The 21,457-nt window shown below is 56.6% G+C and carries 14 protein-coding genes; 5 read left to right on the top strand and 9 right to left on the bottom strand.

Annotation, left to right across the window (positions count from 1 at the left end; translation table 11 throughout):
• Positions 1-23: 23 nt before the first annotated feature.
• From UH5x_RS23685 to UH5x_RS23665, 5 genes are all read left to right on the top strand, one after another.
• Positions 24-2,270, top strand: a complete 2,247-nt coding sequence (locus tag UH5x_RS23685; protein WP_482633910.1) for a heavy metal-binding domain-containing protein — start codon at positions 24-26, stop codon at positions 2,268-2,270.
• Positions 2,267-2,785 (top strand): four helix bundle protein, encoded by a 519-nt coding sequence (locus UH5x_RS23680; RefSeq protein WP_482633909.1) that lies wholly within the window; start codon positions 2,267-2,269, stop codon positions 2,783-2,785. The genes UH5x_RS23685 and UH5x_RS23680 overlap by 4 nt, the downstream gene beginning before the upstream one ends.
• Entirely contained in the window at positions 2,778-6,494 is a 3,717-nt protein-coding gene (locus tag UH5x_RS23675; protein ID WP_482633908.1) for an efflux RND transporter permease subunit, read from the top strand. The genes UH5x_RS23680 and UH5x_RS23675 overlap by 8 nt, the downstream gene beginning before the upstream one ends.
• A gap of 72 nt (positions 6,495-6,566) precedes the next feature.
• The gene (locus tag UH5x_RS23670) at positions 6,567-7,718 is read left to right on the top strand and encodes a hypothetical protein (RefSeq protein ID WP_482633907.1); all 1,152 of its coding nucleotides are present in this window, start codon (positions 6,567-6,569) and stop codon (positions 7,716-7,718) included.
• A 149-nt stretch (positions 7,719-7,867) separates the two neighbouring features.
• The gene (locus tag UH5x_RS23665) at positions 7,868-8,311 is read left to right on the top strand and encodes a DUF305 domain-containing protein (protein WP_482633906.1); all 444 of its coding nucleotides are present in this window, start codon (positions 7,868-7,870) and stop codon (positions 8,309-8,311) included.
• Positions 8,312-8,320: 9 nt separating this feature from the next.
• On the opposite strand, the gene UH5x_RS23660 is transcribed toward UH5x_RS23665, so the two are convergent.
• The 9 genes from UH5x_RS23660 to UH5x_RS23620 form a co-directional block, all read right to left on the bottom strand.
• A complete protein-coding gene (locus UH5x_RS23660; protein ID WP_482633905.1) occupies positions 8,321-8,599 on the bottom strand; it encodes a metal-sensitive transcriptional regulator in 279 nt (92 codons plus the stop codon).
• A gap of 76 nt (positions 8,600-8,675) precedes the next feature.
• Positions 8,676-10,142: a copper oxidase gene (locus UH5x_RS23655; RefSeq protein ID WP_482633904.1), complete on the bottom strand. Its 1,467-nt coding sequence runs from the start codon at positions 10,140-10,142 to the stop codon at positions 8,676-8,678.
• A gap of 97 nt (positions 10,143-10,239) precedes the next feature.
• Positions 10,240-11,712: a TolC family protein gene (locus UH5x_RS23650; RefSeq protein ID WP_482633903.1), complete on the bottom strand. Its 1,473-nt coding sequence runs from the start codon at positions 11,710-11,712 to the stop codon at positions 10,240-10,242.
• Positions 11,713-12,969: 1,257 nt separating this feature from the next.
• Entirely contained in the window at positions 12,970-13,155 is a 186-nt protein-coding gene (locus UH5x_RS23645; RefSeq protein WP_482633902.1) for a hypothetical protein, read from the bottom strand.
• Positions 13,156-14,101: 946 nt separating this feature from the next.
• Positions 14,102-14,242: a hypothetical protein gene (locus tag UH5x_RS23640; protein ID WP_482633901.1), complete on the bottom strand. Its 141-nt coding sequence runs from the start codon at positions 14,240-14,242 to the stop codon at positions 14,102-14,104.
• A 1-nt stretch (position 14,243) separates the two neighbouring features.
• Complete coding sequence (locus UH5x_RS23635) at positions 14,244-14,453, bottom strand: hypothetical protein (RefSeq protein WP_482633900.1); 210 nt, start codon at positions 14,451-14,453, stop codon at positions 14,244-14,246.
• Positions 14,454-14,784: 331 nt separating this feature from the next.
• On the bottom strand, positions 14,785-16,191 hold the full coding sequence (locus tag UH5x_RS23630) for a DUF1552 domain-containing protein (RefSeq protein ID WP_482633899.1): 1,407 nt from the start codon (positions 16,189-16,191) through the stop codon (positions 14,785-14,787).
• 83 nt (positions 16,192-16,274) lie between these two features.
• Positions 16,275-18,941, bottom strand: coding sequence for a DUF1592 domain-containing protein (locus UH5x_RS23625; protein WP_482633898.1), 2,667 nt, complete (start codon positions 18,939-18,941; stop codon positions 16,275-16,277).
• Between the two features lie 580 nt (positions 18,942-19,521).
• On the bottom strand, positions 19,522-21,327 hold the full coding sequence (locus tag UH5x_RS23620; protein ID WP_482633897.1) for an arylsulfatase: 1,806 nt from the start codon (positions 21,325-21,327) through the stop codon (positions 19,522-19,524).
• Positions 21,328-21,457: the final 130 nt, after the last annotated feature.

Below are 21,457 nucleotides of genomic sequence, written 5' to 3'. Positions count from 1 at the left end.
TGCTTCGCTAGGTGGAGTGATCCATGAGTGAAAACAAATCCAAACATACCGAAACGCCACTGGCGGAAGCGTCCGCAACCGGTGCGTCCGAACGAGTCGGCAGCGACGAAACATCGCCAAAGGCGAGCGTTGATGTTGCGTCCAAGGTGCGACTTCGCGACCGCCTATCCGCCCTCAAATGGCTTGGCCGGACGGTTACGCATGCCGGTGTCTTGTTGGCTGTGTTCGTGTTGGGCATTGCACTTGTTGGCTTGGCCCAGAGGCAGGGCTGGATTCGCAACGGCGATATGGTCGCGACAAGCGACGATGCCGGTTCCAACAATGGAGAAACGATTTATACGTGTCCAATGCATCCGCAGATTCGGCAGGACGAGCCGGGAAATTGCCCGATTTGTGCGATGAAGTTGGTGCCGGTTGCTGACTCGGCGAAGCCCTCTGTCGCGAACGCCGACGCCGGGGATGACCGCTATATCTGTCCGATGATGTGTACTCCGCCATCGAGTGAACCGGGACGTTGTCCGGTTTGCGCAATGGAGCTGGTCAAAGCAACCGGCGGTGGTGGCGGCGATGGATTGTCAGTGACGATCGAACCGGCCGCTCGCCGCTTGATTGGAATTCAAACCGCAACCGCCGAACTCGGTCCCGTCTCGCAAACCATTCGCACGATCGGATCAGTCGACTATGACGAGAGCAAGTTGGCAACGATCTCCGCCTACGTAGGTGGTCGCATCGAGAAGCTCTACGCCAACTACGTCGGTGTGCCGGTTGAAGAGAACGATGACCTCGCGTTGATCTACAGTCCCGATTTGTATTCAGCCCAAGTTGAATACCTGACCGCTGTGCAAGGAAGCGAACTGAAACGACTGGGTGGTTCATCCAACATGGGTGAACTCTCGAAACAAAAGCTGATCGAACTTGGTTTGACTGAGGACCAAGTCGCCGAGCTTCGTTCACGCGGGAAAGCTGAAAGCCGGATTCGTGTTCGCTCGCCGATTAAAGGCACCGTGATCGAGAAGCACGCCGTTGAGGGTGACTATATCAAGACGGGCGACAAGATCTATCGCATCGCCAATCTGTCGACGGTGTGGTTGATGCTCGATCTATTTCCGGACGATGCCGCTCGCATTCGTTTCGGACAACAGGTTGAAGCGGAAGTCTCATCGTTACCCGGCGAAGTCTTCACGGGACGGGTTGCCTTCATCGACCCGACCGTGAATTCCAAGACCCGCACCGTTCAAATTCGGGTCGAAATGCTGAACCCGGATGCGGAACTAAAGCCGGGCGACTACGCGACCGCACGCGTCTACGTTCCAGCCATTCGCCAAGATCGAATCTACGATCCGGTGCTCGCAGGAAAGTACATCAGCCCAATGCACCCGCAGGTCATCCGCGAGCAACCGGGCGATTGCCCCATCTGTGGCATGGATTTGATTCCCACGTCGAAGCTCGGTTATGCCAGCGAGCCATTGCCGAAACAGCAAGTTGTCACGGTTCCCCGCGATGCCGTGTTGATGACGGGCGAGAACAGTGTCGTGTATGTCGAAACGGATCCTGGTCGTTTTGAAATTCGCCGAGTGACGGTGGGACCGATGACGGACGATCGGGCGGTCATCTTGGAAGGCATGTCGTCGGGCGAAACGGTTGCAACGAATGGCAACTTCCTGATTGATTCGCAGATGCAGCTCGCCGGGAATCCTTCGCTGATGGACCCAAGCAAAGCGGCCAGCTATCCGCCTGGACCTCTGGAACTGCCTGACAACGAACCGATCGCATTGACCGGCGAGAGTGCCGAGCAATTTGACCGAGCTTATGCCGCCTACTTTGCAATTCAGAAAGCTCTGGCCGCCGACCAAAGTCCTCCGCCGCTGGAGATGAACAAGCTCGATGAATCGCTGGGCATGCTGACGAGATTGGCGGACGTTCCCGATGAGGCGCAAAGTCATCTGCAAAGTGCCAAGCGATCCCTAGCACGAATGCAAGGTTCGCTGGAGCAGGTCCGGAAATCCTTCCGGCCGCTCAGCCATTCGCTGCTCCGTGCGGCGACCATCGCTCGCGGCAAGCAGACAGCAACGAAGTTGGTTCACATGTACTGCCCAATGGTTCCCGGTGGTGGTGGCGATTGGATGCAACCTGAAGACGAGCTGGTCAATCCGTATTGGGGCAGCGAAATGCTTTCCTGTGGTGAAGTAGTGGGGGAGATGGGAGTGAAGGAGATGGGAGTGGGGAGTGGCCAGACTGGTAGTGATGCGCTGCAAGGAGAATTGAAATGAATGAGCGAGTACGGTCACATCGCGATTTGATCGTTTTTCAAAAATCGTTTGCTGCCGGAAAACGCATCTTTGAATTGTCGAAGTCGTTTCCCCGTGAGGAGATGTATTCGTTGACGGATCAGGTACGTCGTTCGTCACGGAGTGTGAGTGCCAATGTTGCAGAGGCATGGCGAAAGCGACGCTACGAAAAGCACTTCTGTAGCACGATGAATATTGCGGAGGCAGAAGCTGCCGAAACGCAGGTTTGGATTGAGTACGCTGCTGCGCACAGCTATCTCGATACGGACACGACGAAACAGGCGATCGAGTTCTACGACGAGATTTTGCGGATGATTGTCGCGATGATTCACGGCTCGTCGAAGTGGTGCGTCGACTTTAAGGCGGGAGTGAAGGAGTCGGGAGTGAAGGAGAATGGGGAGACCTACAACATCGAGAATGACTATCCCTTACTCGATCAACAACTTCTCCTAGCTCCCAGCCCCCCTTCTCCCACCTCGGAGCGAAGCGATGCTTAGAGGCATCATTCGCTTTTGCGTCAAAGAGCCTTGGTTGGTCGTCCTGCTGACGATCGGCGTCACTGTCTTTGGTTGGATCAGCTACAACCGTGTTCCGATTGACGCGATTCCAAACATTGGCGAGAACCAAGTCATCGTGCTGACACCTTGGCCGGGACGTTCGCCGAAAGACATCGAAGATCAAGTCACCTACCCGCTAAGCGTTTCGCTGCTGGCGGTGCCGGGAGCCGAATCGGTTCGCGGCAAGAGCATGTTCGGATACAGCTTCGTTCAAGTCACGTTCAAGGACAGTGTCGACTTCTACTGGGCACGCAGCCGGGTTTCCGAACAACTCGGCTCCGCCGCCTCGCAGCTTCCAGACGGCGTTGTGCCCCAGCTTGGGCCCGACGCGACCGGGCTTGGACAAGTCTTCTACTACGTCTTGGTGCCGCCCAAGGATGGCATGAGTCTGGCTGACCTACGGAGTCTGCAGGATTTCGTTATCAAGTACGACTTGCAGGCCGTCGAGGGTGTCAGCGAAGTCGCTTCCATCGGAGGTTACGTTCGCCAATATCAAATTGAAGTCGACCCAGACAAACTTCGTTTTCATGGCATCCCGCTCGACCAAGTCGTGACGGCCATACGCGGAAGCAATCTCGATGTCGGAGCCAAGACCGTCGAAACCGGCGGTATGGAATTCATCGTTCGCGGCAAGGGGTTTCTCGGCAGCGACGGTGACACCGAAAAGGCCATCCGAGACATCGAGCAAGCCGTCATTCTGCAGCGAGAAGGCGTGCCAGTCAGAGTTCGCGACATTGCTGCCGTGCAACTCGGGCCAGACTTTCGCCGTGGGGCACTCGATTACAACGGAGCCGAGGCGGTCGGTGGCGTCGTCGTGATGCGATACGGCGAGAATCCTCGAGCGGTCATCGAACGAGTGAAAGAAAAGATCACTCAAATCGAACCGTCGCTCGAAGGCGTCACCATCAAGGGCATCTACGATCGCACCAGCCTGATCGACGAAACGGTGGCGACACTTTCCACCGCACTGCGGGATGAAATCCTGATCACGGCGGTCGTCATTTTGCTGTTCCTGTTGCACATCCGCAGCAGCTTCATCGTCGCGGTCACGCTTCCGATTGCCGTCTTGCTGTCGTTCATCGCGATGAACGTGTTTGGCGTCGGGGCGAACATCATGTCTCTGGCGGGGATTGCAATCGCGATTGGGACGATGGTCGACATGGCAATCATCGTCAGCGAGAACATCTATCAACACTTGGCGGAATGGGAATCGGGAGTTGGGAGTGAAGGAGTTGGGAGTGAAGGAGTTGGGAGTGAAGGAGGTGGGAGTGAAGGAGGTGGGAGTGAAGGAGGTGGGAGTGAAGGAGGTGGGGGTGAAGGAGGTGGGAGTGAAGGAGGTGGGAGTGAAGGAGGTGGGAGTAAAGGAGGTGGGAGTGAAGGAGGTGGGAGTACGGTCCTTGCTACTCCCGACTCCCCTACTCCCGACTCCCAGCTTCCCCGCTCGCGTAGCGACGTCATCTACGATGCGGCGGTGGAAGTTGCGCCCGCCGTGCTTACCGCTGTCACGACAACCATCGTCAGCTTCCTGCCTGTGTTTTTCCTAACGGGGCGAGACTACAAGCTGTTCGCGCCACTGGCGATGACCAAGACGTTTGCCATATCAGCGGCGTTGATTGCGGCTGTGACGATCGTTCCCACGCTTTGCCAATTGCTGCTTCGCAGTGCGAACTATCGAAAGCAAACCGCGTTGATAGCGGCGATTGCGGGTGCCGCATTGTTCGGCCTGACCGCCTTTTTTGTCTGGGGGCATCACGTCGTCGATGAGTTTGATTTGCCGCTATCGGCAGTCACAGCAACGGCAGCAATGCTCGGCGCGGTAGCGGGTTGGATGTTGACTCGTGAACGCGTCCGACCAACGGATGAAAACATTGTCAGTCGGTCGATCGTTTGGGTCTATCGACCAACGCTCTCGCTGTTCCTGCGGCACAAATCCGCCTTTTTGCTATTGCCATCGTTCATCGTCCTGATGGGACTTGGCGGATGGTTCGGACTTCCATTTGTCGTCGCTCCGTTTGAGCGAGTCGTCCAGAAACTCGGCGTCCGCCCCAACGAATTGCCCGGCTACGTCGACCTCAAGCACACCTTCACCGGGCTTCAGACCGACGACTGGATCGCACTGGACGAGGGCAGTTGGTTCTACATGCCAACGCTCTACCCGGCGGCCAGCTTCAGTCAGTCGATGCAGATGCTGCAAACGCAGGACGTGTTGATCGGCCAAATCCCAGAGGTCAAGGATGTTCTGGGCAAGATCGGCCGGATTGATTCGGCCCTCGATCCTGCCCCCGCCGCGATGGTCGAAACCTACGTCATGCTTCGACCCCGCGAAGAATGGCGGCCCGGCGTGACGGCTCGTGATGTCTGGGATGAAATCAACCGCGTTGCGACGCTGCCGGGAGTGACGCCCGCTTCGCCACTTCAACCCATCGAGGGCCGCGTCGTGATGTTGCAAAGCGGCATCAAAGCCCCGATGGCGATTCGTATCTACGGCGACGATCTGCAAACACTCGCCGATGCAGCGATGCAGGTATCCGAACATCTCAAGCAATCGCCTTACGTCAACTCAGGAACGGTCAATCCTGACATCGTTCTTGGGAAGCCGTACATCGAATTCACCGTCGATCGTGAAGCCGCATCGCGGCACGGCATGTCGGCTCAGATGGTGAACCAAGTCATCGAGACTGCACTCGGCGGGATGAACCTGATCAATACGGTCGAAGGTCGAGAGCGTTATCCCGTCCGCTTGCGTTACAACCGCGATCTGCGTGAGCGAGTCGAACAACTCGATCGTTTGCCAGTGGTTACGCATAGTGGAGCCGTGGTTCCACTGGGTGAATTGGCAAAGCTAGAAACGACGTGGGGACCGGGTGCGATCAACAGCGAGAACGCTCGTTTGATCGCTCACGTTTCCTTTTCCTCTAACGGGGCGACCGGAGATTTGGAATCCGTCGCCGCTATTGAACAAACATTGCTCGAAGCTCAGGCGTTGCCCGAGGGAAACGCCAATCGACTTTCGCTTCCACCAGGCTACTCACTCGAAGCCGTCGGAAGTTTCCGCAATCAAATCGAAGCCAACAATCGGCTGATGTGGTTGGTGCCGCTGGTCATCGTTATCAACTTGTTGGTCATCTACCTGCAATTTCGTCACGTTCCGATCACGCTGGCCGTGTTCGCTGGAATCCCGGTCGCTTTTGGCGGCGGCATGATTCTTCTGGCGATCTACGGGGCCGAAATGAACACCGCGATTTGGGTCGGGTTTATCGCCCTCTTCGGCATCGCAGTCGACGACGGCGTTGTGATCGCCACCTATCTCGATCAAGTCTTCACGCGACGACGACTGAACACAGTCGCTGACATTCGAGCCGCAACGATTGACGCGGGCGTCAGGCGAATTCGGCCGTGCTTGATGACCACCGCAACCACTCTGGTCGCACTCGTTCCCGTTCTGATGGCGACCGGCCGAGGTGCTGACGTCGCCCGAGCGATGGCTCTGCCCGTTTTCGGTGGCATGGCGGTCGAAATCGTCACTCTGTTTGTGGTGCCCGTCGTCTACTGCGGCTTCAAAGAGTTCAAGATGAATTTCGGTCTAGCTGATCATCATTGGGCGGGCACCGAAGACACGCCTCGGGAAGAGATTTCTCATGCAGCGTAATTCATTGAATCAATTCGCATTCCTGGCACACGACGGACGTGTGCCAAATCTTTCTGCTTCAGGAGAGCAAGAATGAACGCAACTACCTTTCCATTGCTGGCCCATCCAACGTTGGTGGTACTGCTAGCGTTGGCTAGTCTTCCGACGACCCTGATTGCCCAGCAAGCAGTACCGCATGCGGGCAACCACCAACACGCGCAACGTCAGACGTCGACCACCGGTCCGCACAAAGGGCCCCTCAAAGCGGTCGGCAACCTACAAGCAGAAACGCTTGTCACCCCTGCCGGATTGAAGGTCTACCTCTACGATCTGGGCGGCCAACCCGTTTCTGTTCAACAGAGTCGTGGTGTGGCTCGTCTCTCTGTTGAAGGCAACGCCAAACGGTATCGTTACGACTTGTTCCCCAGCGAGGACAACGCACTCAAAGCTGATGTTGATCTGTCCCGCGTCGTTGGTCGGCAACTGACGGTCGACATTCAACTTGTCGGTGCGGCCCGCGACACCCTCGCTTACCAAGATGTGACGGTTCTTTCGCCGGCGCAATCCGAACTGGACGCGGTCGCGATCGCACGACAAAAGGTCTGCGTCGTCAGCGGGAAGCCACTCGGTAGCATGGGCAATCCCGTCGCCGTGCAAGTCGCAGGGCAACGATTGTTCGTTTGCTGTGCTGGATGCGTTGACGCCTTGAAAGCCAATCCTGAAAAGTTCACCCAAGCCAGGCCGAAAGTCGAAGTCGTCAAGTTCACCGAATCAGACGCGGCACTCATCACCAAGCAAGCGGTCTGCCCCGTGATGGACGAACCGCTCGGCGGAATGGGCCAACCGATCAAACTCTTGGTCGGTGGAAAACCGTTGTTCCTGTGCTGCAAAGGCTGCATCAAGAAGGTTCAATCCGAACCTGAAAAGTATCTGGCGATGGTCTATCGAGATGGGGAGAAGGGGAGTGAGAGAGTCAGGGGAAACGTCGTACCAGCAGGCACTGACGCGGTCCGACCAGACGTGTTTAAAGTGTCCGATGCGGATAAGCCGTTCATTGCGGCACAGAAAAAATGCCCCGTCATGGACGAACCACTCGACGCTATGGGTGGCCCCTACAAAGTCAACGCCGATGGCAAAGCAATCTACATCTGCTGTCCAGGTTGCGCGAAAAAGATCGCCGCAGAGCCGCAGAAGTATCTGGCTGTTCTGAAATCGCAAGGAGTCGATGCTCCAGCGATTCGCTGAGCGAAGGGAAGGAATCTGGGAGCAGAGCAACTCCCAACTCATTCCCAGTCTCAATCCACGCGGGGGTGGTGTCCTGACCGATGCGTTGTCTTTGGCAGCGTTGAAGCGGCACGCCACCCCTGCCTTCTTTCCCCTGCTTCGACAAAACAATGAAATACCGAACCTTCGCTGCCATGATTGCGACCTCCTCCGTCGTAATGCTCGGGCTCATGTACCTGAACACCTACTCGCTGGATCACGTCTTCTGGAGCGAAACACGTTTCTACATGGCGATTTTAATGGGAGCGACGATGGCAACTGTCATGCTTGCGTTCATGTTTGGGATGTACAAAAACAAGAAAGCGAACATCGGCATTTTTGTTGGCAGCGCGATCGTATTCGCGACGTCGTTGTTTCTCGTCCGCAGTCAGCAAACGGTGGACGACGTGTCTTGGATGAAGGCAATGATCCCGCATCACTCCATCGCAATCCTGACCAGTGAGCGGGCGAACATCTCAGACCCACGTGTTCGCAAACTGGCTGACGAAATCATCGAAGCACAGAGAAAAGAAATCGCCGAGATGAAACAGTTGATCGCGGAACTTGAGGGATAAGCAGAGAGACTATCGACTGTACTTTTGAAAGACAGTCATCAGCTCCTCCAGTTTCGCATCCACTTCGGTCCCGTCGCCGGTGGTCATCACATTCCGAATGCAAGTCTTCAGATGGTTCTCGAGGACCAAGCGGCCGACTTTGTCGAGCGCACCGGTCGCCGCCGAGATTTGCATCAGGGTGTCGACGCAATCAGCGTCTTCGTCGATCATTCGCTCGACCGCCGCTACCTGACCGGCGATCCGGCGGAGTCGGTGGGCGAGCTTCTTTTTCTCGTCTTCGGAGAGCATTCGTGGAGACTTCGGTTGGGCTTGCCGCGATAGTTCGCCTATTTTAGCGGGCGATTGCCATCAACGTCAGTCTGCTTCACATCATCATCTTCGGGGCGGCTTCATACTTCGACGGATCCCCGAATCGCCGAACAATCTCAGCAAACACGGCTCCCTTTTCAACTTCTTGGTCGCTGTTCATCACCAAGTCGTAGAGGTCATCGGGCAGAACACGCAGCACCGTCATCAATCCTTTCACACTCATCGGGTAGTTCGCTCGCATCCCCCGAACTTCCTTGCGACTCCAGATGGCCTTCATGAAGTCACCGGACATTTCCATGCCTTGCATTTTTTGCGGATAGCCCGGAACGTCGAACTTGGCCGAGCGTGAAGCGTCGACTTGGGGGCGGCTGCTGAGATTCGCGAGGTACTGATCGACCGATGCGTCATCTCGAATTCGCGGTCCGACCTGTTTGACCATGTGGTTCATCATGTGATGGACCATGTGGCAATGAAAGATCCAGTCGCCGGGATTGTTGGCGATGAGCTCGAAGCATGAGGCTTGGGCGACACCGACCAATTCGTTGTTGCGGGGAACCCAGGCACTTTTGGGAATGCGAGCCCCTTCGTGACCGGTCACCCAAAAGGTGTGTCCGTGCAAGTGGACTGGGTGGTGTTGCATCGGGGAGAAATTCAACAGTCGCACACGAACACGTTCGCCGTGTTTGCAGACCAGCGGCGTCGTGTAGGGGCCACTCTTGCCGTTGATCGTGTGCCAGTTCCAATCCATCGCCCACGAATCGCTGATCGTGTGCGTCGGTGGAATGTGAAAGTTCTGAAACAGCAATCCGAAATCGCGATCGACAGGCGGGCCGAAGACTTTCTTGGGATGGACAATGAACCAACCTACCTGACCAAACGCTTCTTGCATCGCTACGTGCGAGTGATAGAAGAACGTGCCCTCTTCATGGATGTCAAACTCAAAAACTTTCGTCTTGCCCGGCTTGATGGGATTCTGAGTCAGTGTGGCAGCTCCGTCATACTGAACGGGAAGCTCGAAACCGTGCCAATGCATGAAGGTATCTTCGGGCAACTCGTTGGTCACGATGATGCGCACACGATCGCCTTGAGTGACTTCGATCGTCGGGCCGGGCATGCTGCCGTTGTAGCCGTAGACGTTCATCTTCACGCCGGGATGAAACTCTTGTTCAACCGCCATCGGCACGAGTTCAAACACCTTCACCCCGCCGTCCATCTTGTACGGCAGCTTCGGAACGTCGGGAGCCTCAAACGGTGCAGGGCCATCGGAAGCCTTGCGAAATCCCGGAACCAGCTTGCCGATGTAGTAATCCGAATCCGGATCAAGTCCGCGACTGGGTTTGAACCGCGAGAATCCGTCGTATTCGGAGTTGAGGGTGGGGGAGTCAGGGAGAGTGGGAGACGGGGAGTTGAGAATGGGGTGCTGTGCGGCGGCGTTGCCGCCGAGCAGGTTGGAGACGAAGCCCGTCGCTGCGGCAATGGAGCCAGCTTTCAAGAATCCGCGTCGTTGTTCGGTGTTCGACATGTTCAAGTTCTCTCAACAAATTGATCGTGTTCCGATTAGCCATGAAGCGAAAGCCACGCGACTCCTCTTCTCCCTGACTCCCCATCTCCCAACTTTCTCACCTCGGCTTCGCAACCGCGTCGATGTGCCCCGGCGGAGTTGGACCAGGTGCCGCCATCAATCCGCCGTGCAGTAGGTAGCCTCGGACGAGTACTTCGTTGGTGCGGACTTGCTCAAGATGCTGCACACGAGTGAGACGCGAGTCGAAGTAGTCCATCTGTGCGTCCAACACGGTCGGCCAATCAACGCGGTTTGCCTTGTAGCTTTCGAGCAACTCTTGATAAGCCAATCTTGCCTCGGGGATGATGACGCGATCGTATTCGGTCGCGATTTGCAATGCCGTCAGATACTGTTGGTAGACGTTGGCCATCTGCTGCCCTAGCATCAACTCCGTGCGGCGAATCTCTTCCTGTTGCCGGCGATAGTCCAACTGGGCTTGCCGAATCGTGCCTTGGTTGCGATCGAACACGGGCAGCTCGATCGACACGCCCGCGGCAGCGGTTGTTTCTTTCGCCTCGAAGTTGTATCCCGCTCCGCCCTCGGCAACGATATCGGGAACCCACTCAACTCGTTCGCGGCTTAGCGTGACGCGATCCGCTGCCAACTTCGCCCGGGCGGCAGCAAGTTCTGGGCTTTCCGTCAGCACCAAAGACATCGCCTCTTGATAAGAAAGCGGTTCACCTTGTGGCATCAGGTCGCCAGATACGACACCGTCGGTCAAGTCGACACCCACGATCGCAACCAACCGCCGAAACGATTCTCGGTAGTGATTCTCTGCGGACAGCACGTCCAGCCTCGCCCGCTGTAGTGCAATGCTCGACTTGCGGACTTGTGGTCGTGTTGCTTGGCCTTGGTTGTAAAGCTCGCGAGCAGTGACAGCACTGTCTTCGGCTGTCTTGAGCAGTTCCTTTCGGAGCTCAACGATCTCGCGAGCGGCCAATGCGCGAAAGAAGTGGATACGAACGTCATTGCAGACACGGAACTGTTGAGCCATCGCGAGGTGTTCGGAGACATGAGCACGACGCATGTATTTCTCACGACTCAGCTTCAACTTGCCGGCAGTGACGAAACGTTGTGTTACCGTCATTCCCTGAAACTCGCCGGGGGAATCCTTGTCGCCTTCGACATCAACTCCGATCTGTTCGCCGATGTAGTTCAGCGTCGGGTTGGGGTACAAACCAGCCTGCAATGCCTTGGCGGTCTGTGCTGAGATCTGCAGTCGAGCTTGACGGATCGTGGGATTGTTCTGAGCCGCCAGTGTCAAGAAATCTTCTAGCCGATACCCTTGGACTTCGGTTTCCATTGGGAACTGTTCGGCGATCATTTCTCCGTCGACGTAGACGGGAGCCGGTGTGCCACCAAAGTCACTGCCGTCGATGCGAGCACCGGGGAACAACGGCCCGCTGGGATCGAGCTGCTCCAGTCCATAAGGTGCCGATGGCATTGGCGGTGGAGGCGTGAACGTGCGACCAATTGCCGAAGCCGGGCTATCCACCGAAGGCATTTGAGCACTGGCGGCGGTACAAAACATTCCGGCAGTCGCAATGACTGATAGTCCGGACTTGAACAAAAACGATCGCACTGAAGTGACTCCTTTGATCTGAGCAGCGGCATCTCGGCTTGCCTTTCAGATCGGCAAGATACCTGCATGGGGTATCTTTGCATCGGACTATCTCGAACCCATTTTCGGAGAGGGGGTCCAATTGTGCGGTTTGCTGAGCCTATGCGGTGGTTGCAAATCGACCAATCGGCACGATGTGATCTGGGCTGCCCGCAATCTCACTGCAATCGCAATCACCGACGCATCATTCACACTCTTCGCGGACGCAGCAATCATGGAGGATCACAGCATGCAACAGATCAGAGTCAGCGAACCGCCGCTCCATGATCCTCACTGTGTTTGAAGTCGGACAAGAGATGGCGGTCATGAGGGGGCAACACTACATGCCCAGCGAACGAATGCTGGTTGCGAAGGCCGCGTCGGAGTTGGATGAGACGGAGCAGGCGAGTGCCTTGATTGACGCCTCGGGTGTGGCTGTTGGTTCTCCGTTCGATCTCGCTCCGCCGTGCATCGTTTGGAGGAGGGGCCGACGGCGGTGCTGGGCTCCAATCGGAGGGCACTGAGATCGGTGCTGATCCGGCTACTCGGAGGCCGGTCAAACGCGGATCGTTTGCGGTACGACTACCGTTTATCGGTAAAATACCGCGAATAGTACCGCAATCAACGCCGTTGGTTGCAATTTGCTTTGCACCTGATATGATGAAAAACGCCACGAAAGTGGGGGTTTTCGCGCAAAAAACGTGATTTGCGTAAGGGCAAAAATTCGATTTCACACGGCAGAGGTCACAGATTCGAACTTTGCATCGCCCACTTGGATGCCTTCCCAAGCCTGTTCAAAAGCAATTTTGGCCAGGCTTTTTGTATGCCCGGACGCCTCTGCCCCACTCGTTCCCAGGCTCCTGCCTGGGAATGCAATGTCTTGGAGGCTCCCGCCTCCCACCACGACGAACGCCCCAACTGAAACACCATTCCGATCACTCATCGCCAATCAGGTCAGCAGCAGTCTTTCGGCAGTTGAACTGTTTGGGGAAACAATCACCACAGGTCGTTGATCAGGAAGAATACTAGTCGTGCGGCACAGTATGCCCCGATGGAAGCCAAGAGTCCCACCTTGAAACCGCCACGCCAGATTTTGATCGCTCCCCAAAAGCAGATCACGGAGAGAACGGTGAAGATCGGCCAGCGAACCAGGGCCCTGTAATTGTCGGGGTAAATCAGCGGTGCGTCTCAAGCGAACGCGGTGTACCAGAAATAGGCTGTCAACCATAACCCACTGGCGATTCCCGCTAACCCACCCAAGCCGAACACGACCACCGGAATCGTTCTCCATCTCGCAAGACGCCGGAATCGCGATGGGGCAACACTGTCGGTGGTGAGTGGCGGGGTGTACGGCGAGTTCAGCTCAGGATCCATGAGTTTCAACCGGACAACGATGATGATTGGAAGAGACGATCAAACAGGTTGCATATCGCCGGTGATAGATTCCCGTGACCGCCCAGGAATCCACTGGGACAGAGATAGCCACGAAGTGGCGACAGATTGTAGCCGTCGGCGTGAGCCGATGGAAACCATGAGCAACGTTTCCGGGAAGTCCCGAAGGGACGGCAGGTCGCACACGACTCCTGTCACCCCTTCAGGGCTTTGGTGTTGCTCGCGATTTCGAATCCACGGGCTCGCGCCCGTGGCGACAACCTGCCGTCCCGTTGGGACTGTGGTAGCCATGAAGTGGCGACAGATTGTCGCCGTCGGCGTGAGCCGATGGAAACCGTGAGCAACGTTTACGGGAAGTCCCGAAGGGACGGCAGGTCGCACACGACTCCTGTCACCCTTTCAGGGCTTTGGTGCTGCTCGCGATTTCGAATCCACGGGCTCGCGCCCGTGGCGACAATGTGCCGTCCCGTTGGGACTGAGATAGCCACGAAGTGGCGACAGGTTTTAGCCGTCGGCGTGAGCCGGTGGAAACCGTGAGCAACGTTTCCGGGAAGTCCCGAAGGGACGGCAGGTCGCACACGACTCCTGTCACCCTTTCAGGGCTTTGGTGCTGCTCGCGATTTCGAATCCACGGGCTCGCGCCCGTGGCGACAATGTGCCGTCCCGTTGGGACTGAGATAGCCACGAAGTGGCGACAGGTTTTAGCCGTCGGCGTGAGCCGGTGGAAACCGTGAGCAACGTTTCCGGGAAGTCCCGAAGGGACGGCAGGTCGCACACGACTCCTGTCACCCCTTCAGGTCTTTGGTGCTGCTCGCGATTTCGAATCCACGGGCTCGCGCCCGTAGCGACAATGTGCCGTCCCGTTGGGACTGAGATAGCCACGAAGTGGCGACAGATTGTCGCCGTCGGCGTGAGCCGATGGAAATCTTCATTCCTTGTTCGCGTCGTCCTTTTTCGAGGGTGCGTCGTTGAGGCCCTCCGAGTCAGCCGCTTCCTGTTTTCGGAACGCTTCGAACTCGTCTCGCATCTTTTCGGTATCTTTGCGGAGTTCGGTATGTGACTTTCGCAATTCAATGACCTCGGCTGGTAGGCATCAGCGTCTCGGTAAATTCCACCAGTTCTGAAGCCGTGTTGAATGCTCGAATCGACTGGACATGCAACACTCGACCGTTCTCGATCCACGCGATTTCTCCATTCCCATGAATCATCGCAGTGCCAGCATCGACCATCAACTGTTGCCAACCCGGAATCTCTCGCAACGGACCATAATCCTGCGACACGGAACTGCAGTCAACGAAATGAGTAGCCGTCGGTGAGCGATAACGCCACCGACGGATCTGTAGCCCGCGTCGCCATTTTCCATCCCGCCGTGGCCGATGGCCACGGCGGGATGGAGAATTTTTTTGGGAGACTGTTTCCGGGGGTGTGCTGCTACGCAGCGACCTCCGGCTACCATCTGACATCCCTACCGGGATGAAGAAAGGCAGAAGTCGGAAGGAAAATTGCATCCGTTGTTGGAGTGCCAACATCAAAGATTTAGCAGTCCAGGCTAACGCCCAAACGGCTCATAGGGTTGTGCTCGATTCCTCTTGCCGACCTGCTTGGGTCGAATCACGCGAGCAATTCTGGGAAGTTGCCGGTGGCTCCTGCGAAGCGATCGGTTTCCATCCCCAGTTGTTGCAACATCGTGACAAAGACGCGTGTCAGCGGTTGGTCTTCTTGCTTGATTTCTTTCGTGTACGGCTCGGGGCCGCCTCGCCAAGCACCGCTGATCGGATCGGCTCCGGCATAGTTCAGATACCGCCCGTGTTGGAACCCCAGGTTGCGACCTCCGGCGAGGACCAGCGGGTAATTGCGTGACAGGTGAAAGGCGCTCGACGCGGAACCAAACAACAGCAACGAGTTGTCAAGCATGGATCCGGTGCCGGCTGGTTCGGGAGTTTCTTTCAGTCGGGTTGTGAACCGGGCAAACTCTTCATTGAGGAATCGGCAGTACTTCCCCAGGTTTTTCCAGCCACCGGGGTTCTTTGTGTCGTGTGTCAACTTGTGTGCGAGATTGAACCCAACCGCCCGCGCCAATCGATCGCTGACCCCCGCGCCGTTCTCACGTCCGATCTGATAGGTCGCGACGCGAGTCGAATCGGTTTTGAAGGCGAGATAGATCATGTCCAACATGGTCTGCACGTACAGTCTCGGCGAATCAGGCGAGATATCCGCTTCGATCTTTGCGCGGTCAACGGTGGGCAGTGGTCGATTGACCCACTCCTTTGCTTTCCGAACGCGAATCTCTGCTTCACGTACCGAGTCCAGGTACTCGTCAAAGCGAAGCTTGTCATTGGACGACAGCATTCCACGCAGATCGCTTGCGTCTTCCAGCATCTCATCCAAAGCACTTTCATTCTTCGCCAACCGGCGAGCCGCGTCGGCGTTGCTTTTGACGAATAGCATGTCAAAGATGCGTTTCGGGCTTTGCTCCGAGGGAATCGCTCGACCAGTCCGGCTGAACGAAAGAGTCTGAGCAGCACGCGGTGTTCCGATTCCACCATCGGTCGACATCACAAGGGATGAAAAACGCGTTTGGTCTCCGATGTACTCGGCGTAAACCTGATCCAGAGAAATGGAGTTCTGGTACGCTCCCTCGCGGCGAATCTTCGCGGCAGTGAGGAATTGATCGGCATTGCGATGACCATGAACCTTGCGGGCTTCCGGGTGTGAAAACCCCGAGAGCACGGTCAGGTCGTCACGCAGCGGCTCGAAGACGTCGGTGCACTTGGTGAAAGTGAACTCCGTTCCTCCGCCATGCGGAAACCACGACCAGTCTTGGTAAGCGGGGTCTTCCCGCAGCGGCATCGGGACACCGTCGGGGAAATAGATGCAGGCGAGGCGTTTGGGATTCGTGTTGCCGTCTGAGTTCGCTGCCAAACGAGGCATGCTGGAACTCAACAGCGGGAGTGCCAACGCGGTCCCGGATCCTCGAAGGAACCGGCGACGATCAAGTTGATTGAGATTCAATGTCATCTGTCGTACTCCCTCGACGAATCGAAACGGAACGCAGTGAACCCTTCGCAGGATCCAATGCCCATCATCATTGTAACGCTTGACTATTTGGTTTGGAAAAGCTCGCTCGTCACCAAACACATCACCATCGTTTTGAGCCCATCACCGGATTCACGCACTCGCCCGGCAATTTGCCTGATTTCAGCCCGGTCGCCAAAATCCAGTTGCCGGCCCAAAGCGAACGACGCCATTTTCTCAACCGTTGCCTTCGCAAATTGATCGTGGCGTTTCTGAAGGAGGTGTTGTTTGAGCCCCTGCATCCCATCAAGGCGATCCTCGTTGGGTAGGTCGCTTGTGGCATCAACGACCTTCCCGTTGATTTGATCACGCCAGCGTCCCAGGGCGTCGTAGTTCTCAAAGGCGATTCCCCACGGATCAATTTTTTGATGACACGACATGCACGCGGCTTGATTGCGATGGTCTTCAATCCGTTCTTTCAGAGTCATCTTTGCGATTTTTGGATCGGTGAGATCGATCTCCGGAACGGCTGGCGGAGGAGGCGGTGGCGGGTCATTGAGAAGGTTCGTCAACAGCCAAACGCCACGCTTCACGGGGTGGGAATCTTCGCCATCGGAATTCATCGTGAGCAAACCGGCCTGGGTCAGCAGGCCGCCGCGATTTCGTCCAGCGGGCAAGTTCACGCGACGGAAATGATTGCCTTCGATTTCGGGGATCCCATAGTGCTTGCCAAGACGCTCGTTGACGACCAGGTAATCCGAGTCGATCAAATCCAGCACGCTTGAGTCTCGACGGAGCATGTCAGCAAACAGCTCGATGGGTTCCCGCTTCATCGATTCCAACAGTGCTTGATCGAGACCATCGTCACCTCGGGTCGGGTTCAGGTATTCCAGCGGCTGCATTCTCAGCCACTGCCCGACAAAGTGCTTGGCAAAACGTGCGGCTCGTGGATCGGCCAACATTCGTTCGGCCTGCCGACGCAGAACGTCGTGATCAGTGAGCTGGCCTGACGAAGCGAGTTGCAGCAACGTTTCGTCGGGCAGGCTACACCAAAAAAAGAGCGATAGGCGAGTCGCCACTTCGTTTTGAGACAGTTGATCCGTCTGCGGAACTTGCGATGCATCCTGCTCACCAGGTAGCACATACAGGAACTTTGGCGAGGTGAGAATCGTTGCGAGAACCTCCACGATTGCTTCCTGAAAATCGTCGCTGCTGGACCGCAAGCGTTGGAACAAGTGCAGCTTGCGATCGATGTCACGTGTGGTGGGTGTTCGCCGCCAGGCACGCGACATGAAATCTGAAATGATCTCTCGCGCGTAGGTGGATTCGTCGTGCGAATTCTCACTTTCAATGAACACTCTGCGGTGGGACCGAGGTGGCCACTCATCGTAAACGGGTGCGGCAATTTCCACGTGGTCGATCAGAATCGCGTCGCTCCCTGTCTCCCGTCCGTCCTGCCTGACCGTGCTGTTCGTGAACCGAATGTATTCCGACGGGTTCGGTTGAGCCCCGAGTTTAAACTCGCCGCGATAGGTGTTGCGGTGCTCAATCTCACTGAGGGGAACATCCCATTGGTAGATTTCCGGTTCCCCGAAGGGAGCTTTGATTGAAACATCCTGTTGACTCAACCGCTTGATCGACCGCCCTTGGTCGGTCGCTTGAAAGCCGAAGTGGAGTTGTAAGCTTGGAACTCGCTGGCCTGCATCCTCGGCGCGCGACGCTCGAATACGAACACGCATCGTTCCTTCGTCGGGCAACCGGTCACCAAGTTCAACGGTGAGTGCTTGGCGGCTCCCTGGCTGCACAACCGCGAAATGGGAACCTGGCTCTGGCATCGGTTGGTAGGTGTCGCTGTGCTTGAACGCATAAATTGCTTTGCGGTAGCTCCATTTGACCTCGGCTCTCAGTCCTGTCGAAAGATCCAGGTAATGTGACCTGTCCGCAGGAGACTGGAACTTCTCATTCAGACGTTCGATCTGCTCGGCCAATTTGTCTGGCATGTCCTCGAACTTCTTCTTGATCGATTCGACATCGCGGTCCAATCCCTTCGTTTCTCTTTCAAAGGCTTCCTTCATCGGGATCGCCCAATGGATCTCTGGCGGTCGATCACCTCGGACCGTGACTCGACGCAAGGCCTCCAGAGCAAGCTGGTGATAGGTCTCCACCTGCTTGACAGACATGTGCAGCGACTCGGCATTGTTTTCAAAGGCGTCGTCCTCACTGGCTTCCGCCGGGAGATCGCCCGCGAATGTCCAGGGCACACCCAGCAAGTCTTGAAGTGCGTGGTTGTACTCGTAACGTGTCAGCCGTCGAAACGAAGAGTGATTGCCGCTGGCCCGACGCAGTTGTTCGGCCGTTTGAATCTCAGTGGAAAGCCAATCCACCATTAGCGTTCGCTGCGAGTCGGTGAGTTCACTGGATTCCGGTGGCGGCATCTCCCCCTTGCTGAGCGCGGAGTACACCTCCAGCCACCAAGCGATGTCTTCGCCGTCGACCAAGTCGGGGTCAAGTTGGTCTGCTCGAAAGTTGCCTTCGACGCTGTCCCCACTGTGGCAATCAAAACACGCCTGCTCCATAAGAGGCTTGATCGATTTCTCATAGCGCTGCAGGCTAGGTCGAGGGTTCGTGTTGCCTGCATCCGAAGTTCGTTCGATGGCACCGACTTCGTTTTCACCGCGTGCTTTTTCGTTCAACACAAACTGCGAGCAGGCAGGCCGCTGCGCAACAAGGTTCAGCGTCAAAAGCACAATCACGCCAAGACACCGAGATCCTGTCCAGTGCTCTGCGAAGGATGGAGCGGCAAATCGATGTGGGAGCATGGTCGCTAGGGGAGGGAGCAGCGGCTACTTCGGGGGATCCCTCACTGTACCAAACCCAACTGACTCACGCCAAACAGATTCGCTTCCAGGGGTTCGGCCCCCTTTCAAATGCTTCCGGTCGTCGGCATGACCACAAAGGATGTTCGGCAGCTCGGCGAACGCTCCTGGTCCACCATTTCACCGTTGAATCAACGCCCCCATGAATCAGCGTCCCGAGAGCGCCGGAACTTCGCCGGAACCTGTTTGTGATCACAACGGGAATCCCGTTCCGCATCCCGCCGTGGCCGAGTGCCACGGCGGGATGCGGAGTGTTTGGGGGTGTGCTCGTTTTCCGGTGGTGCGCTGCGTTGCAGCGACCACCGGCTACCGTCTGACATCCCACCCGAGATGATGAAAGACAGAAGCCGGAAGAAAACTTGCAGCCCTAATGGCAGCGGCAACACCAAACGTTCGGCAGTCCTGCGAACGCCCAAACGGCTCGCATGGTTCTGCCGGATCAATCCTGACGACCTACTCAGTCGATATGCGTGACGACCACGTAGTAGGCCCCCAGCTCACCTTCTTCGATCTCGAAAATCGGGGCGAGTCGGTATGAACCCTGCTTGAGTTCCGTGACAAAGCTGACTTCTTCGGCGTCTTCCGCCACGGGTTGACGATCAAGATCTTGATCGTCGATCCGGAGGACCGCGTGGGTCGCGCCGATCGCGTTGCCAGGCACATTGCGAAAGGCTCGCGCTGGGCCGGGCACATTTTCGCCAGGCGGAAGAGCGGCGTTGATCGCGACGCCAGATTCAGCCGGCCAGCGACGAAGCGACACCTGATATTTCCCGTCTTGGACGACTTTCACGGCCCAGTGCCCCAAGTGTTTCAGCTTGTCTCCTTGGGGCGTTTTGCGATCGGCCTCGCGGATCGATCCCTGATGCCAGGGAGGGTAGACCTCCTGGATCCAGTCGTGGGCAGTCAAGCTCACGACCGGGTGTTCAGGGTGCCCGAGAAAGATCTCGGTTGTTTGTGCGAAGGTCGGTTTCAGTTCGGCCCACCATTGTTCGTAGAACTCTCGCATCTCAGCGACGATCTCTGGATGCTTGTCGGCAATGTTGTGCTTCTGTCCGGGATCGGAAGCAACGTTGTACAGTTCCTTCCGATTGACCAGACGATACTTGCCCGTCATCACCGACGAACCACGCCACTTGATCGGGTCGCGGACGCGCTGCGAATCGCTGATCACAAAGCGTTTGGGCCATTTCACTTGCTTGGTTGGGTCAAGCAAAGCGGCAAGCGAAACACCATCGAACTTCACTCCCTCTGGCTTCTTCACTCCCGTCATCTCAAGCAGCGTCGGGACAACATCCACCGCGTGCGTCAATTCAGCGACGTCATGTTGTTTCGTCAGTCCCCCATCCGGCCAATGCACAAAGAACGGGACGCGGTGCCCGCCTTCGTAAGGACTTCCTTTGCCAGCTTTCATGCCAGCGTTGTAGACTTTCGCGCCGCTGGCGGTTCCGTTGTCGGTGGTGAAGATAAAAATGGTGTTGTCTTCCACCCCGAGGTCTTTGAGCAATTGCCGAGTCTTGCCAACGTTGTCATCGATGTTGGTAATCATCCCATAGAAAGCAGCGATGTTCTCGGATTGCCCGTCGTACATCTCCAGATACTTTGGCGGGCAGTGCAGCGGTTTGTGCGGTGCGTTGGTCGAGATGTAGGCAAGAAACGGCTTCTCTTGTTTCGCACACTTGCTGATAAACCCATTGGCTTGCTCGAAAAAGACGTCCGTGCAGAAGCCTTTCGCGGGAACGATTTCACCGTTGTGAAAATAGGAACCGTCAAAGTAGGCGTTGTCCCAAAGGTCGGGTGTTTGGCCGATCCCGCCTCCACCGTGTCGATAGACCTCGGTGAAGCCACGATCTTCGGGACGATACGGGTAGTTGTCACCCAGGTGCCACTTGCCAAACATCCCCGTTTCGTAGCCAGAGTCGGCGAACATCTGCCCCACGGTGACTTCGTTCTCACGCAGCATCGATCGGCCCATGATCGTGTGCCAGACACCAGTGCGATTGGTCCAGTGTCCGGTCAGAAACGAACATCGGGTGGGCGAACAGGTCGGCGCGACATGGTAGTCGCTCAGTCCGGAGCTTTCTGACGCCAGACGATCGATGTGGGGAGTCTTGATGATCGGATTTCCCGTGCAGCCAAGGTCGCCGTAGCCCTGGTCGTCGGAAATGACAATGACCACATTGGGAGATTCAGCGGCGGCGGAGAGGGCGTTCGCTGCGATCACCATCGCGAGGAAGGCGAGGCAAGCGGAATGGATCTTTCTCATGAGTTGCTCGGTTTGGCTGGGGATTGCGTGTCAAACAGTGGGAGCAAGTTTATCCGAAGCAGGCCGGCAGGAGTCTTTCGGCATGGAACTGTTTTGCTAAGACGCTGTCGCTCCCACGTACAACCGGGGC

The sequence above is a fragment of the Rhodopirellula sp. UH5 genome, from assembly GCF_056839225.1.
Note: the sequence above shows the minus strand (reverse complement) of the source record. Positions and strands in the feature narration are given on the sequence as shown.

Bases quoted from the DNA above. Each gene is read 5' to 3' on its own strand.
- UH5x_RS23655 (WP_482633904.1), bottom strand. From the start codon at position 10,142: ATGTCGAACACCGAACAACGACGCGGATTCTTGAAAGCTGGCTCCATT.
- UH5x_RS23670 (WP_482633907.1), top strand. From the start codon at position 6,567: ATGAACGCAACTACCTTTCCATTGCTGGCCCATCCAACGTTGGTGGTA.
- UH5x_RS23645 (WP_482633902.1), bottom strand. From the start codon at position 13,155: ATGGATCCTGAGCTGAACTCGCCGTACACCCCGCCACTCACCACCGAC.
- UH5x_RS23685 (WP_482633910.1), top strand. From the start codon at position 24: ATGAGTGAAAACAAATCCAAACATACCGAAACGCCACTGGCGGAAGCG.
- UH5x_RS23660 (WP_482633905.1), bottom strand. From the start codon at position 8,599: ATGCTCTCCGAAGACGAGAAAAAGAAGCTCGCCCACCGACTCCGCCGG.
- UH5x_RS23630 (WP_482633899.1), bottom strand. From the start codon at position 16,191: ATGACATTGAATCTCAATCAACTTGATCGTCGCCGGTTCCTTCGAGGA.
- UH5x_RS23665 (WP_482633906.1), top strand. From the start codon at position 7,868: ATGAAATACCGAACCTTCGCTGCCATGATTGCGACCTCCTCCGTCGTA.
- UH5x_RS23675 (WP_482633908.1), top strand. From the start codon at position 2,778: ATGCTTAGAGGCATCATTCGCTTTTGCGTCAAAGAGCCTTGGTTGGTC.
- UH5x_RS23680 (WP_482633909.1), top strand. From the start codon at position 2,267: ATGAATGAGCGAGTACGGTCACATCGCGATTTGATCGTTTTTCAAAAA.
- UH5x_RS23620 (WP_482633897.1), bottom strand. From the start codon at position 21,327: ATGAGAAAGATCCATTCCGCTTGCCTCGCCTTCCTCGCGATGGTGATC.
- UH5x_RS23650 (WP_482633903.1), bottom strand. From the start codon at position 11,712: ATGTTTTGTACCGCCGCCAGTGCTCAAATGCCTTCGGTGGATAGCCCG.